Source organism: Heyndrickxia vini (assembly GCF_016772275.1).
In the GTDB taxonomy this organism is placed as follows: domain Bacteria; phylum Bacillota; class Bacilli; order Bacillales; family Bacillaceae_C; genus Heyndrickxia; species Heyndrickxia vini.
This window is the reverse complement of the sequence record NZ_CP065425.1, coordinates 2,620,176-2,634,611: the sequence shown is the minus strand read 5'-3', so window position 1 is coordinate 2,634,611 and position 14,436 is coordinate 2,620,176. Positions and strand designations below refer to the sequence as shown.

16 protein-coding genes and 1 other annotated feature are annotated in these 14,436 nt (G+C 35.1%); all 16 genes read left to right on the top strand.

What is annotated here, in order from left to right:
• Positions 1 to 152 precede the first annotated feature (152 nt).
• The 16 genes from spoIIGA to I5776_RS13075 all read left to right on the top strand — a co-directional run bounded on the left by spoIIGA (position 153) and on the right by I5776_RS13075 (position 14,347).
• Positions 153 to 1,079 carry a sigma-E processing peptidase SpoIIGA gene (gene spoIIGA, locus I5776_RS13150; protein ID WP_202776852.1) on the top strand — a complete coding sequence of 309 codons (927 nt, stop codon included), beginning with the start codon at positions 153 to 155 and terminating at the stop codon, positions 1,077 to 1,079.
• A gap of 66 nt (positions 1,080 to 1,145) precedes the next feature.
• Positions 1,146 to 1,865, top strand: coding sequence for an RNA polymerase sporulation sigma factor SigE (sigE, locus tag I5776_RS13145; RefSeq protein ID WP_066230086.1), 720 nt, complete (start codon positions 1,146 to 1,148; stop codon positions 1,863 to 1,865).
• Positions 1,866 to 2,007: 142 nt separating this feature from the next.
• Positions 2,008 to 2,784, top strand: coding sequence for an RNA polymerase sporulation sigma factor SigG (gene sigG / locus I5776_RS13140; RefSeq protein ID WP_202776851.1), 777 nt, complete (start codon positions 2,008 to 2,010; stop codon positions 2,782 to 2,784).
• Between the two features lie 157 nt (positions 2,785 to 2,941).
• Positions 2,942 to 3,214 carry a YlmC/YmxH family sporulation protein gene (locus tag I5776_RS13135; RefSeq protein ID WP_202776850.1) on the top strand — a complete coding sequence of 91 codons (273 nt, stop codon included), beginning with the start codon at positions 2,942 to 2,944 and terminating at the stop codon, positions 3,212 to 3,214.
• Between the two features lie 154 nt (positions 3,215 to 3,368).
• Positions 3,369 to 4,196 carry a peptidoglycan editing factor PgeF gene (gene pgeF, locus I5776_RS13130; protein ID WP_202776849.1) on the top strand — a complete coding sequence of 276 codons (828 nt, stop codon included), beginning with the start codon at positions 3,369 to 3,371 and terminating at the stop codon, positions 4,194 to 4,196.
• Complete coding sequence (locus tag I5776_RS13125) at positions 4,193 to 4,861, top strand: YggS family pyridoxal phosphate-dependent enzyme (RefSeq protein ID WP_202776848.1); 669 nt, start codon at positions 4,193 to 4,195, stop codon at positions 4,859 to 4,861. Before pgeF ends, I5776_RS13125 begins: the two co-directional genes overlap by 4 nt.
• Before the next feature lie 15 nt (positions 4,862 to 4,876).
• Positions 4,877 to 5,314 (top strand): cell division protein SepF, encoded by a 438-nt coding sequence (locus tag I5776_RS13120; RefSeq protein ID WP_202776847.1) that lies wholly within the window; start codon positions 4,877 to 4,879, stop codon positions 5,312 to 5,314.
• A gap of 5 nt (positions 5,315 to 5,319) precedes the next feature.
• Complete coding sequence (locus tag I5776_RS13115; RefSeq protein ID WP_202776846.1) at positions 5,320 to 5,580, top strand: YggT family protein; 261 nt, start codon at positions 5,320 to 5,322, stop codon at positions 5,578 to 5,580.
• Between the two features lie 51 nt (positions 5,581 to 5,631).
• Positions 5,632 to 6,408: a YlmH family RNA-binding protein gene (locus I5776_RS13110; RefSeq protein ID WP_202776845.1), complete on the top strand. Its 777-nt coding sequence runs from the start codon at positions 5,632 to 5,634 to the stop codon at positions 6,406 to 6,408.
• Between the two features lie 146 nt (positions 6,409 to 6,554).
• The gene (locus I5776_RS13105; protein WP_202776844.1) at positions 6,555 to 7,061 is read left to right on the top strand and encodes a DivIVA domain-containing protein; all 507 of its coding nucleotides are present in this window, start codon (positions 6,555 to 6,557) and stop codon (positions 7,059 to 7,061) included.
• A 48-nt stretch (positions 7,062 to 7,109) separates the two neighbouring features.
• Positions 7,110 to 7,347, top strand: a binding site (T-box leader).
• Between the two features lie 138 nt (positions 7,348 to 7,485).
• Entirely contained in the window at positions 7,486 to 10,254 is a 2,769-nt protein-coding gene (gene ileS / locus I5776_RS13100) for an isoleucine--tRNA ligase (protein WP_202776843.1), read from the top strand.
• A 136-nt stretch (positions 10,255 to 10,390) separates the two neighbouring features.
• Entirely contained in the window at positions 10,391 to 10,678 is a 288-nt protein-coding gene (locus I5776_RS13095; protein WP_202776842.1) for a TraR/DksA family transcriptional regulator, read from the top strand.
• A gap of 90 nt (positions 10,679 to 10,768) precedes the next feature.
• Complete coding sequence (gene lspA, locus I5776_RS13090) at positions 10,769 to 11,254, top strand: signal peptidase II (RefSeq protein WP_202776841.1); 486 nt, start codon at positions 10,769 to 10,771, stop codon at positions 11,252 to 11,254.
• Positions 11,226 to 12,131: an RluA family pseudouridine synthase gene (locus tag I5776_RS13085; protein ID WP_202776840.1), complete on the top strand. Its 906-nt coding sequence runs from the start codon at positions 11,226 to 11,228 to the stop codon at positions 12,129 to 12,131. Before lspA ends, I5776_RS13085 begins: the two co-directional genes overlap by 29 nt.
• 176 nt (positions 12,132 to 12,307) lie before the next feature.
• Positions 12,308 to 12,850 carry a bifunctional pyr operon transcriptional regulator/uracil phosphoribosyltransferase PyrR gene (gene pyrR / locus I5776_RS13080; protein ID WP_202776839.1) on the top strand — a complete coding sequence of 181 codons (543 nt, stop codon included), beginning with the start codon at positions 12,308 to 12,310 and terminating at the stop codon, positions 12,848 to 12,850.
• Positions 12,851 to 13,021: 171 nt separating this feature from the next.
• On the top strand, positions 13,022 to 14,347 hold the full coding sequence (locus tag I5776_RS13075) for a solute carrier family 23 protein (protein WP_202776838.1): 1,326 nt from the start codon (positions 13,022 to 13,024) through the stop codon (positions 14,345 to 14,347).
• The last annotated feature ends 89 nt before the right edge of the window (positions 14,348 to 14,436 follow it).

Below are 14,436 nucleotides of genomic sequence, written 5' to 3'. Positions count from 1 at the left end.
GTACAAACATTCCATTTCATGAGCATATCTTTCATTTGACAAATTTCGAAATAAACATTGAAAACTTCTCTAATTTCACGCACAAAAAATGACACACTTTTAACAGGTATGTACGATACAATCAAAATACCACATCAAATGGGGGGATATAATTGGTTGTCTATATGGACGTTATATGGCTATTAAACTTACTCGTTGATGCAATGCTTCTATGGTTGACAGCCATTATATTAAAACGTCGGACCTCTTTATGGAGGATATTTGTTGGAGGGTTTATTGGCTCTTTGCTCATTGTAATGAGTCTAACACCATTTTCTTCTTACGCAGGTCATCCAATCGTCAAACTAATATTTTCCATTTTTATAGTTTACTCCGCATTTGGTTTCAAACGCTTTAAGTATTTCTTTTCAAACCTTTTAACATTTTATTTCGTTACATTTTTGATTGGGGGATTGTTAATCGGAACCCATTATTTCATTCATTTTGACTTTCAATTAAAAAATTCGGTATTACTTGCAAGTGTAAAAGGGTTTGGTGATCCTATTAGTTGGATATTCGTCCTCTTCGGTTTGCCGATCGCATGGTTTTTTTCTAAACAACGAATTGAAGATTTTGAAATGGCGAATATTCAATTTGACCAATTAGTTGACGTGAAAATAAAAATAAACGGAATTTCTCTGCAACTAAAGGGACTTATCGATAGTGGAAATCAATTATACGATCCATTATCGAAACAGCCGGTGATGATTGTTTCGATACAAGATGCCCTTGATCAATTCCCTCAAGAAATTAGGGAAATCACTGACCATTCAGATAAATTTATTCAAGGAAAAACTTCCTTATCACCTGAATGGAGTGAAAAAATCCGTTTTATACCAGCTAAAGTAGTTGGAAAAAGTAATCAATTATTATTAGCTTATAAACCAGACAATTTGATTATCGAAAAAGAATATGAAAGTTGGCTCGTAAAAAAAGCGCTAATTTCTTTTACTAATCAACGTTTATCGAGTGATGACATGTTCCAATGTATTGTTCATCCGAAAATGTTAACGGGAATACCGATACAATCGGCATCCTGACGATCAGATTAAATAAGGTATTACTACTATACTCCTAACAACAACCATTTAGAAGGGGGACAAAACGTGAAAAATTTTCGAATAAAATTATCATACTTTTGGTACAAAATTTTAATTAAACTGGGGATTAAAACAGATGAAATTTATTATATTGGAGGAAGTGAAGCACTGCCGCCACCGTTAACAAAAGAAGAAGAAGAAGTATTAATCGAGAAACTTCCAAAAGGTGATATGGCAGCGAGATCCTTATTAATTGAACGTAATTTACGATTAGTTGTCTATATTGCTCGAAAGTTTGAAAATACCGGGATAAATATCGAGGACTTAATTAGTATTGGAACAATTGGCCTTATAAAAGCAGTTAATACTTTTAATCCTGAGAAAAAAATAAAACTAGCTACCTATGCCTCCCGCTGTATCGAAAATGAAATATTAATGTATTTGCGGAGAAATAATAAAATTCGTTCGGAAGTATCTTTTGATGAGCCGCTTAATATTGATTGGGATGGAAATGAATTATTACTGTCGGATGTTCTTGGAACAGAGGAAGATATTATAACAAAGGATCTTGAGGCAAATGTTGATAAAAAGCTACTATTCAGTGCATTACATCAGTTAACCCCGAGAGAAAAGCAAATAATGGAACTTCGGTTTGGGTTACAAGGCGGAGAAGAGAAAACGCAAAAGGACGTAGCGGATATGCTTGGAATCTCACAATCGTATATTTCTCGACTTGAGAAAAGAATTATCAAAAGATTAAAAAAGGAATTTAATAAAATGGTTTAAAAAATTTTTCTATAATAAAAACCTTTTTACATCAATAACTTTACAAAAGTTAGTGCTTACTCAAATTTCTACCCATGCATAATTTTCCCACCTGCGGAGATACTTAATTTTGAACAGCAGCTCCTATGAGGAGGGAAATGACTTGAAGAGGAATAAAGTAGAAATTTGTGGGGTAGATACATCTAAGCTTCCAGTGCTAAAAAACGAAGAAATGCGAGAATTATTGAAAAAAATGCATGAAGGTGATTTATTTGCAAGAGAAAAGCTTGTAAACGGTAATTTACGGCTCGTATTAAGTGTAATCCAACGCTTTAATAACCGTGGCGAATATGTCGATGACCTCTTTCAGGTCGGTTGTATTGGACTTATGAAATCTATTGATAATTTTGATTTAAGTCAAAATGTAAGATTTTCTACTTATGCTGTACCGATGATTATAGGAGAAATAAGAAGATATTTACGTGATAATAATCCAATACGTGTTTCAAGGTCACTTCGTGATATTGCGTATAAAGCTCTCCAAGTACGCGAGAAATTAATGAGCAAAACCTCGAGGGAACCTACAGCCGAGGAAATTGCTAAAGTATTGGAAGTTCCACATGAAGAAATTGTTTTTGCATTAGATGCAATTCAAGACCCTGTATCATTGTTTGAACCTATATACAATGATGGAGGGGATCCAATTTATGTGATGGACCAACTTGGGGATGAAAAAAACCGTGATACACAGTGGGTAGAAGAAATTGCTTTACAAGAGGGATTACGGAGATTAAATGATCGTGAAAAAATGATTATCCGTAAGCGTTTCTTTCAAGGGAAAACACAAATGGAAGTGGCGGAGGAAATTGGCATCTCCCAAGCACAAGTATCTCGATTGGAAAAAGCGGCAATTAAACAAATGAATAAGAATATACAATAAGTGGACAAGTATCCTGGAAAATGAACAGGATACTTGTCCATAATTTATTTCTATAATGAATCCGATTGTTTTCTTCTTAAAATGTCTTTTCGATGCATATACATATATTATAATTTGGCACTTAATAATACGGAAAGACTTGAAGGAGAGGTTATCGATGGTACGTATTTCGGAATTTCAACTAAAAGATGTTGTCAGTATATCGGACGGACGGAAATTAGGAAACATCGGAGATATAGATATAAATTTAGATACGGGAAAAATTGAAAGTATAATCGTTGGCGGTTCAGGAAAGGTTTTTGGCTTTTTCGGAAAAGAAGAAGAATTTATAATTCCTTGGAACAGTATTGTCAAAATAGGAGCGGATGTAATATTAGTACGTTTTCGTGATCAGAGCTATATGCAACAACAATTACAAGAACCTAAATAATTTGATCTTATTTATCAAGCTTATCTGTTTGACGTAGAGATAAGCTTTTTTTATCAGTTACTTTATAGTGAAAACAGAATTATCAAATGAACATAAGTTAAATTTATGATACACTATTAAAAAGAATCTTTCGGAAAATATAGGAGTAAATCATATGTTTGAGCCATTTGAAAAAAAGGAAGAACAATATTTTATTATAGAGAACTGGAATCGACTAAATTCAAACCTAGTTGCTGGGTTTACAACTAAGAATGGCGGTCAAAGTAAAAATGAATTTCAACAGTTAAATTGTGGTTTTCATGTTGGTGATGCATTAACTGATGTTCAACAAAATCGACAGATACTTGCTTCTAAACTGGATTTCGATATTAATAACTGGGTAGGGGCTGAACAAACTCATGATATTCAGATTGTGAAAGTAAATGACTCTCAATCAGGAAAAGGTGCCCTTGATTATCAAAGTAGTCTAAAGAATACAGATGGTTTGTATACAGATAAAAATAATACATTGCTAACACTTTGTTTTGCCGATTGTGTACCCCTTTATTTTTTTGCTCCGAAATATAATATGATTGGAATTGCCCATGCAGGATGGAAAGGTACGGTAAATGGGATTGGGAAAGAAATGGTGGAAAAATGGACAGGCGAAGGGATTCCTGTAGAACATATCCAAGCTGTTATTGGGCCCTCCATTTGTAAGGACTGTTACATTGTTGATAATCGGGTGATTACAAAAATAAACAAATGGATGCAGCCGAATACCGAAATGCCATATGAAGAAATATCTCCAGGGCAATTTAAACTTGATTTGAGAAAACTGAATCAAATAATACTTGAATTATCAGGTGTTTCCCCTGAAAATATTCATATAACGAACTTTTGTACAAGTTGTGATCGAGATGAGTTTTTTTCCCATCGACGAGATCATGGAAAAACAGGAAGAATGTTAAGTTTTATTGGTATGAAAGGAGCTTCATCATGAAAGTGTCTGAAAACTTTTCAGCAATTAGAGAAAAAATAGATGCAGCCTGTAAAAAGTCTGGGAGAAACTCCGATGAAGTAACTATAGTTGCAGTAACAAAATATGTAACGACTGAACGTGCGGAAGAAGCAGTTGAAACAGGTATTATAAACTTAGGTGAAAACCGTGACGATGGTTTAATTGAAAAATGGGAAACATTGAAAGAACGCGCTATATGGCATTTTATTGGAACTCTTCAAACACGCAAAGTAAAAAATATCATTGATAAAGTTTCCTATATTCATTCGCTTGATCGTCTTTCATTAGCCGAAGAAATTAATAAAAGAGCAGAGAAACATATTTCCTGTTTTATCCAAGTAAATGTTTCTGGAGAAAATTCTAAACATGGTATTAATCCTGTAGATGTGATAGATTTTATTCATAATTTAAAAAACTTAAACAAAATAAAGATCGTAGGTTTAATGACGATGGCGCCTTTAACAGATGATGAAGCAAGTATACGTAAATGTTTTCGTGGGTTAAAAGAATTGCAAAATGAGGTTCAAGCATTGCAACTTGAGTATGCACCATGTAATGAATTATCCATGGGAATGTCAAATGACTATACTATTGCTATTGAAGAAGGGGCGACTATTGTAAGAATCGGTACGTCATTAGTCGGATAAATTGGAGGTGTTCGTATGGGATTAAAAACGAAAATAAAATCATTTTTTTTATTGGACGATGAATATGAATATACTGAAGATGAAAAGATGGAAAATGAAATAGAGCCCGAACAGTATACTAAGTCACAACATCAAAAGCAAAATGTTGTTAGCTTACAAAGTGTTCAAAAATCTTCGAAAGTCATATTAGTTGAGCCTAGAGTATATGCAGAGGCACAAGAAATTGCTGATCATCTAAAGAATAGACGAGCAGTTGTTGTGAATTTACAAAGGATTGATCGTGATCAAGCAAAACGTATAATCGATTTTTTAAGCGGAACCGTATATGCAATTGGTGGAGACATCCAAAGAATTGGAACCGATATATTTTTAAGTACTCCAGATAATGTTGAGGTTTCAGGAAATATTACTGAATTAATTCAGCAAAATGATTTTGATTCGAGGTGGTCTTAGTAAGAATGGAAATTTTGTTTGGAATTTTAATAAAAGCTATTGAGATTTATACATACATAATTATTATTTATATATTTATGTCATGGTTTAATGCTCAACAATCGTCAATTGGCCAGATGTTTGCACGTATATGCGAGCCATATTTAGAACAATTTCGTCGAATTATCCCACCATTTGGAATGATTGATTTTTCACCAATCATAGCAATAATTGTGTTAAATCTTGCTGGAAGGGGTGTTAGGGCACTTTATTTCTGGATTATTTAGTGTCTGCCTACCTTAATCTATTATTGACTATTAATGTTTTTAGGGGATTTTATGGATAATATTTATCAACATTTTAGGCCGGAAGAGAAAGAATTTATTGATCAAGTTATCAATTGGAAACAATATGTCGAAGACAGCTATGCACCGAAGCTAACTGATTTTTTAGATCCGCGACAAATTCATATTGTGCAATCTATAATTGGTATTGGACAACAGGTAAGAATTCAGGAGTTTGGTGGACATGAATACTGTGAAAGAAAAAGGGTCATTATCTATCCTGAATATTATTCTCCTACTCAAGAAGACTTTCAAATTGCTTTATTTGAAATAATATATCCAAGTAAATTTGTTACTATCACACATCGACAAGTGCTAGGAACCCTCATGTCTTTAGGAATAAAAAGGGAAAAATTCGGGGACATACTAATTGATGGTAATCGGATTCAATTTTTGATTGTGAAAAATTTAGAAGACTATATACGATTAGAATTTCGTCAGGTAGGAAAAGCCTCAATTGAATTAAAGGAAATGAGTATAAATAATATTATTTCAATTAGTGAAACATGGCATGAAAAACAAACAACTGTAAGTTCGTTAAGATTGGATGCCGTTTTATCATCAATTTATAACATTTCGAGGCAGAAAGCTCAAACATTTATTCATCATGGACAGGTAAAAGTTAATTGGCGAATTACTGAACAAACATCGTTTATTTGTGGTGAAGGGGATATGTTCTCTGTTAGGGGCTTTGGCAGAAGTAAAATAATTGTCATTGAAGGACAGACCAAAAAAGAAAAATGGCGAATACAAGTTGGAGTATTGAAATAATTTGATAAAATTGCAGGAATATCCCCACAAACTGTCGAAAAAAAGTATAATTAAAGAGAATAACAAAAGTACCTTGGCCAGCCCCATGAATCGGGCAAGAGAAAAGCGTTTAAAAAATGTATTGAAAACATACTGGAGGTGGCAGGATGCCTTTAACGCCATTAGATATACATAATAAGGAATTTAGTAAAGGCTTTCGTGGGTATGATGAAGATGAGGTGAATGAGTTCCTTGATCAAGTCATCAAAGACTACGAGCTGATTATACGTGAAAAGAAAGAATTAGAAGAAAAACTATCCTCGCTAAATGAACGCCTAGGACATTTTACGAATATTGAGGAAACATTACATAAATCCATCGTTGTTGCTCAGGAAGCAGCTGAAGAAGTTCGTGGGAATGCACAAAAAGAAGCAAAGTTAATTATTAGGGAATCTGAAAAAAATGCGGATCGTATCGTGAATGAAGCATTATCAAAAGCCCGTAAAATTGCTTTAGAAATTGAAGAGCTAAAGAAGCAATCAAAAGTATTTAGGACCCGTTTCAAAATGCTAATAGAGGCGCAACTGGATCTACTTAAAAATGATGATTGGGATAATTTAATGGAATTTGATGTCGATGCGACAGAATTAAATATTGAAGAAGAAATTAAATGAACCTTGACGTTTTGAAATTGAATCACTTATAATTTATATCAAATATATATTTAAACGATGACAGGGACAGTACAATTGTTCAACGTCTTATAATAATTAGCGAACCAAGGATAGTGAAAGCTTGGTATAAGAGAAGAATTGGAAAATCACCCTAGAGTTCTTGTATTGAACATCAAATTGATAAGTAATTACAAGCGATTCATTCACGATAAGAATGTTTAAGAGGATATCTTAAATAATGATATCTATTAGGGTGGTACCGCGGGAAAGCCTTCTCGTCCCTTCCAGGGATGAGAAGGCTTTTTCTATTTATTTGTATGACCGCCTATTTAATTGTCAATAAATTGAAAGACAATCTGTGGAAAGTGAGTGTCTAGAGCAAAAATCAACAAGCCATATAGTTAAAATTTTAGGAGGAAAGAACATGGAATATAAAGATACACTATTAATGCCAAAAACAGACTTCCCAATGCGCGGAAATCTCCCAAAAAGAGAACCAGAAATCCAGGCAAAATGGGAAGAAATGAATATTTATCAAAAAGTTCAAGAAAAAACCGAAGGAAGACCGCTTTTTGTTCTGCATGATGGACCTCCATATGCAAACGGTGATCTTCATATGGGTCATGCATTAAATAAAACATTAAAAGACTTTATTGTACGCTACAAATCAATGACTGGCTATCAAGCTCCATATGTTCCAGGCTGGGATACACATGGTCTTCCGATTGAACAGGCGCTTACAAATAAAGGTGTAAAAAGAAAAGAGATGACAATTGCCGAATTCCGTCAGTTATGTGCTGAATATGCTTATCAACAAGTGGATAATCAACGGACTGCATTTAAGCGTTTAGGTGTCCGCGGTGATTGGGAAAATCCATATTTAACATTAAAACCTGAATATGAGGCGCAACAAATTAAAGTTTTCGGAGAAATGGCAAAGAAAGGCTATATTTATAAAGGACTAAAACCAGTTTATTGGTCTCCATCAAGTGAATCAGCTTTAGCAGAAGCTGAAATTGAATACCAAGATAAACGTTCAGCGTCTATATATGTAGCATTTGATGTGAGTGATGGAAAAGGTGTTTTAGATAATGAAACAAAAATTATCATTTGGACAACAACACCTTGGACAATTCCAGCAAACTTAGGAATTACCGTTCATCCAGATTTAAAATATGTCGTTGTCAATGTTGAAAATGAAAAATACTTAGTTGCAGAAGCACTGCTTGAAGAAGTAACTGAAGTTCTTGAATGGAACTCTCCGCAAATCGTTAAAACTATCGTAGGTAAGGAATTAGAATATATTTTAGCGAAGCATCCATTATATGAGCGTGATTCATTAGTGATGTTAGGTGAACATGTTACTACTGATTCAGGTACTGGTTGTGTTCATACTGCACCTGGACATGGGGAAGATGACTTTCTTGTAGGAAAAAAATACGGTTTAGATGTTCTGTGTCCTGTTGATGATAAAGGTGTCATGACTTCAGAGGCACCTGGATTTGAAGGGTTATTTTATGATAAAGCAAATAAACCAATCTCCGAAAAACTAGAAGAAGTTGGTGCGCTATTAAAATTAAGCTTTATTACCCATTCTTATCCACATGACTGGAGAACGAAAAAGCCAGTAATTTTCCGTGCAACGGCACAATGGTTTGCTTCAATCGATAAATTCCGTCCGGAATTATTGAAGGCAATCCAAGAAGTAAAATGGGTACCAACATGGGGAGAAACTCGACTATTTAATATGGTTCGTGACCGTGGCGACTGGTGTATTTCAAGACAACGTGCATGGGGTGTACCAATTCCGGTATTCTATGCAGAAAACGGTGAACCAATTATTACAGATGAAACAATTGAACATGTATCAACCCTTTTCCGTGAACATGGTTCAAATGTTTGGTTTGAAAGAGATGTAAATGAATTATTACCAGCTGGTTTCACCCATCCTGGAAGTCCAAACGGTAAATTCACTAAAGAAAATGACATTATGGATGTATGGTTTGATTCTGGATCATCCCACCAAGCAGTTTTATTTGAACGTGATGACCTGCAGCGCCCTGCAGATTTATATTTAGAAGGTTCTGATCAATATCGTGGCTGGTTTAACTCTTCATTAACAACGGCTGTGGCTGTAACAGGGAAAGCACCATATAAAGGGGTGTTAAGTCACGGATTTGCACTTGATGGTGAAGGACGAAAAATGAGTAAGTCACTAGGTAATGTAATTTTACCAGGAAAAGTAATCAATCAATTAGGAGCAGATATTATCCGTTTATGGGTCGCTTCTGTTGATTATCAGGCGGATGTCCGTGTTTCCGATGCTATTTTGAAACAAGTATCAGAGGTATATCGCAAAATTCGCAACACATTCCGTTTCTTATTAGGAAATTTAGCTGATTTTAACCCTTCTTCAGATAAAATTGCTTATGAAAATTTACGTGAAGTTGATCAATATATGTTAGTGAAGTTGAATGATTTAATTAAACATGCTCATGATGCTTACGAAAACTATGAATTTTCAAGTATTTACCATGCAGTCAATAACTTCTGTACTTTAGATTTAAGTTCATTCTATTTAGACTTTGCTAAAGATGTTTTATATATTGAAGCAAAAGACAATTACGAACGGCGAGCAATGCAAACCGTACTGTATGATTGTTTAACAGCGTTAACTAAACTATTATCACCAATCCTGTCGCATACTGCAGATGAAGTATGGGCATATATTCCTGGTACGGACGAAGAAAGCGTCCAATTAGTGGATATGCCTGTTTTCGTTGACTTGCCAAATGCAACAGAGCTTAAAAGTAAATGGGGAGAATTTCTAAATCTTCGTGATGATGTTTTAAAAGCTTTAGAAGAGGCACGTAATGAAAAGGTTATTGGAAAATCATTAACTGCAAAAATCACTTTATTTGTAAATGAAAAAACAAAACAATTATTAGATTCCATTTCAGAAAACATGAACCAATTATTTATCGTTTCTGGATTTGAAATCGCAGGATCTATTGAAGATGCACCAGATCAAGCTCTAAAGCTTGAACACGCGGCGATATTGGTTGAAAAAGCTGATGGTGAAACATGCGAGCGCTGCTGGGTTGTTACACCGGATGTAGGAAAAGTTGAGGAGCACCCAACATTATGTCCAAGATGTGCATCTGTAGTTAAAGATTCTTACCATAACGCATAATATAACTATTTTTTCTAACCCTCGTAGGTAATTCTTCGAGGGTTTTCTATTTTCTGTAACTTTATGAAAGAGTTACTCGATAAATAATTAAATAATAAGGGTAAGCTAAAATCAACCTATTAAGGAGGGAATATCAATGTACCTTAAAGATGAACATCAACATTTATATCATTTACTTCATGATCTAAAAGTCGAATTAAATTCATACGTAACGAATGATGACTTAATAAAAGAGCTGATTAATGATGAATTAAAGGACATTAATACCGCCCTATCAAAATGGAATGAAGGAAATTATGGGAAATGTGAACAAAATGGCGAACCCATTCCAAAAGAATGGCTAGAAACTATACCCACATTAAAAACCTCGGACGAATGGAATCAGCTTTGGTCATTTGGGAAAATTACGATTCCCTTTAGTTAATGGCCAAATAATCTTTTCTATATCCCCCGTTTTATGCTACAATTCAAAGGAAGAAATGCTGATTTTATGAAAGATACGGGGGTATCCTTTGTGATATACTACATAATTTCTATATTTGTTATAGCTTTAGATCAGTTAACAAAAATTCTAGTTGAGAAAAACATGGAAATTGGGGAAAGGATTCCTATCATTGACAATGTTTTTTCAATAACGTCTCACCGGAACCAAGGTGCCGCATGGGGAATATTACAGGGCCAGATGTGGTTATTTTACCTAATAACGATTATCGTGGCTGGGGGAATTATTTATTACATCCAAAAGCATGCAAAAGGAAAGCCTTTATTAGGAATTAGTCTTGCTTTTATGCTTGGCGGTGCAATTGGGAACTTTATTGATAGACTTTTTCGGAAAGAAGTAATTGACTTTCTTTATGCAGAAATTATCGATTTTCCAATTTTTAATATCGCGGATGCAGCATTAACGATCGGGGTTGTTCTGCTTCTCATTCAAATGCTGAGAGAAGAACGACAATCAAAGGAGAAAACATATGGAAAAAATGGAACACATCATTCTTGAAAGTGAAAATAATGAACGAATAGATAAAATTATTTCTACTTTACAAGAAGAATGGTCCCGTTCACAGGTACAGCAATGGATTAAAGAGGGTTATGTAACTGTAAACGGAAAAAAGATTAAAGCAAATTATAAATGTATCATTAATGATCAATTAGAAATTGAAATCCCAGAACCACAAAACTTAGATGTAGAAGCTGAGGAAATGAATCTTGATATTTATTATGAAGATGGAGATGTGTTGGTTGTTAATAAACCAAAAGGAATGGTAGTCCACCCCGCTCCAGGTCATACTACAGGTACGCTAGTAAATGGTTTAATGGCCCATTGTAATGATCTCTCTGGGATTAATGGGGTGTTAAGACCTGGAATTGTGCATAGGATTGATAAAGATACTTCTGGATTATTAATGGTTGCTAAAAATGATTTTGCACATGAGCGATTAGTAAATCAATTGGTTGATAAATCCGTAACAAGAAAATATTTTGCAATTGTCCATGGAAACATTCCTCATGATTATGGAACGATAGATGCTCCAATAGGCAGGGATCCGGATGATCGGCAAAGAATGACCGTAGTAGATAATGGAAAACATGCAGTTACTCATTTTCGTGTACTCAATCGTTTTACTGACTTTACCTTTGTGGAATGTGAATTAGAAACTGGTCGCACGCACCAAATTCGTGTTCATATGAAATACATTGGATTTCCTCTTGCGGGTGATCCTAAGTATGGACCAAGAAAAACATTGTCATTCAATGGACAAGCATTACATGCAGGAATTTTGGGATTCATACACCCGCGTACGGAAAAATACATGGAATTCGAAGCACCTTTGCCAGAAGATTTTCTTCAACTGATAGAGTCTCTTAAAAAGTAGTTGACAGAAATACGATCTAATAGTATTCTTAAAATAATTTAATAAGCCCTTTAATACAGTCCAGTGAGGCTGAGAAGGAAACGGATAATAGTTAACACGCTATTTGTAAGGAAAGTATGCATTCGTCTTCCCTCTCGCCTCCCGGTGAGAGGGTTTTTATTTGAGAGGTGAGAAAAATGTCTCAAAAAGCAGTTGTCCTTGATCAACAAGCTATTCGCAGGGCACTTACCCGTATTGCCCATGAAATAATTGAGAGAAATAAGGGGATTGAAAATTGTATCCTCGTAGGTATTAAAACCCGTGGAATTCATTTAGCTAAGCGATTAGCTGAAAGGATTGAACAAATTGAAGGCGAGTCCATGCAAGTTGGAGTTTTGGATATTACATTGTATCGTGACGATTTAACGAAAAAGACTGAAAATGCAGTACCTGAAGTGAAAGGTTCACATATTCCAACTGATATAAATAACAAAAAGGTTATATTAGTGGATGATGTATTATATACGGGTCGAACAGTTCGAGCAGGAATGGATGCATTGATGGACATTGGAAGGCCATCACAAATTCAATTAGCCGTTCTGGTAGACCGCGGACATCGAGAATTACCTATTCGTGCAGATTTTATTGGGAAAAATATTCCAACATCAAGTTCTGAACGAATTGTTGTTGCCCTTGATGAAGTGGATGAATTAGATCAAGTAAGTATTTATGAAAATTAAATAAATCCTTTTAAAAGCAGTCCAGAGAGGCTGACAAAGGTGGATATCTATTATTGAATTTCATTTCTATTTAATGATAGACTAACCTCTTTGTGGCTTCTTGCTATAAAGAGGTTTTTTTGTATAAGAACCGTTGTTAGGTAAATCTTATAGTAAAGAGGAGTTTGAATAATGGGAAAAAATGCAGACATCATACTAGACATCAATGAAAAACCAAATACATCCCAATGGATTAGCCTAAGCATCCAACATTTGTTCGCGATGTTCGGATCAACGGTTTTAGTTCCGCTACTCGTTCATTTAAGTCCAGCGGTTGCACTGGCATCGAGTGGACTAGGAACACTTGCTTATATTCTTATTACAAGAGGAAAGGTACCTGCCTACTTAGGTTCCTCTTTTGCTTTCATTGCTCCACTAATAAGTGCAAAGGCATTAGGTGGTCCAGGAGCAGCTATGCTGGGAACCTTTTTTGCGGGCATCATATACGGTTTTGTTGCTTTACTAATAAATAAATTAGGATATAAATGGTTGATGAGACTCTTGCCTCCGATAGTCGTAGCACCAGTAATAATTGTTATTGGTCTAGGTCTTGCTGGAACTGCGGTAGGCATGGCGATGTACGAAAATCCCGGTGCAGCCCAAGCCGATCTAATTTATAGTACAAAACATATCGTTGTTGCACTTTGCACAATTGCAATCATCATTATCAGTTCAACATTTTTTAGAGGATTTTTTCAACTAATCCCGATACTCATAGGAATAATAGGAGGATATATTATCTCTATATTTGCTGGATTAGTAGACTTTTCTGGTGTCATTGAAGCAAAGTGGTTTGCTTTACCAGATTTTGTCTTCCCTTTCGTATCATATGAACCAACGTTTTCTTGGCAAGTTGTGATGCTAATGGTGCCAGTCGCCATTGTAACTTTATCCGAACATATCGGACACCAAATCGTATTGAGTAAAGTAGTAAACCGCGACTTAGTAGCAGACCCGGGCCTAGATAGTTCCCTATTAGGTGATGGAGTTTCAATAGTTATCGCATCCTTAATTGGTGGCCCGCCTACAACTACTTACGGTGAAAATATCGGGGTCCTAGCAATCACTCGAGCATATAGTGTATATGTAATTGGCGGTGCCGGGGTCCTTGCTCTAGCTTTCAGTTTTATTGGAAAAATTAGTGCGCTATTAAGTTCCATCCCAACAGCTGTAATGGGTGGTGTATCAATCGTATTATTTGGAATTATTGCTGCAAGCGGTCTAAGAATGCTTGTTGAGCATAAAATCGATTTTGCTGATAATCGTAATTTACTCATTTCTTCCGTCATCCTAGTCATCGGAATTGGTGGAGCTTTCATAAGATTTACCGAAGGATTTGAGCTATCAGGAATGGCATTAGCTGCAATACTAGGTGTGATTTTAAACCTAGTCTTACCTGGCAGACCAACAGAGGATTCAGAATTAGACCTGTTTAGTGAAGTTGAAAATGAAAAATAAACATATCACCTTTTAAGCGAAGTCCAGAGAGGCTTCCAAGGGTGTTTAATTCAATGTGTTCATATGGCTACACATTGAATTTAAAAACG

Excerpts from the sequence above, each read along its gene's own strand:
- I5776_RS13095 (WP_202776842.1), top strand. The coding sequence starts at position 10,391 with ATGTACCTTAAAGATGAACATCAACATTTATATCATTTACTTCATGAT.
- I5776_RS13075 (WP_202776838.1), top strand. The coding sequence starts at position 13,022 with ATGGGAAAAAATGCAGACATCATACTAGACATCAATGAAAAACCAAAT.
- pgeF (WP_202776849.1), top strand. The coding sequence starts at position 3,369 with ATGTTTGAGCCATTTGAAAAAAAGGAAGAACAATATTTTATTATAGAG.
- I5776_RS13120 (WP_202776847.1), top strand. The coding sequence starts at position 4,877 with ATGGGATTAAAAACGAAAATAAAATCATTTTTTTTATTGGACGATGAA.
- I5776_RS13135 (WP_202776850.1), top strand. The coding sequence starts at position 2,942 with ATGGTACGTATTTCGGAATTTCAACTAAAAGATGTTGTCAGTATATCG.
- I5776_RS13115 (WP_202776846.1), top strand. The coding sequence starts at position 5,320 with ATGGAAATTTTGTTTGGAATTTTAATAAAAGCTATTGAGATTTATACA.
- I5776_RS13105 (WP_202776844.1), top strand. The coding sequence starts at position 6,555 with ATGCCTTTAACGCCATTAGATATACATAATAAGGAATTTAGTAAAGGC.
- ileS (WP_202776843.1), top strand. The coding sequence starts at position 7,486 with ATGGAATATAAAGATACACTATTAATGCCAAAAACAGACTTCCCAATG.
- I5776_RS13085 (WP_202776840.1), top strand. The coding sequence starts at position 11,226 with ATGGAAAAAATGGAACACATCATTCTTGAAAGTGAAAATAATGAACGA.
- I5776_RS13125 (WP_202776848.1), top strand. The coding sequence starts at position 4,193 with ATGAAAGTGTCTGAAAACTTTTCAGCAATTAGAGAAAAAATAGATGCA.
- pyrR (WP_202776839.1), top strand. The coding sequence starts at position 12,308 with ATGTCTCAAAAAGCAGTTGTCCTTGATCAACAAGCTATTCGCAGGGCA.
- I5776_RS13110 (WP_202776845.1), top strand. The coding sequence starts at position 5,632 with ATGGATAATATTTATCAACATTTTAGGCCGGAAGAGAAAGAATTTATT.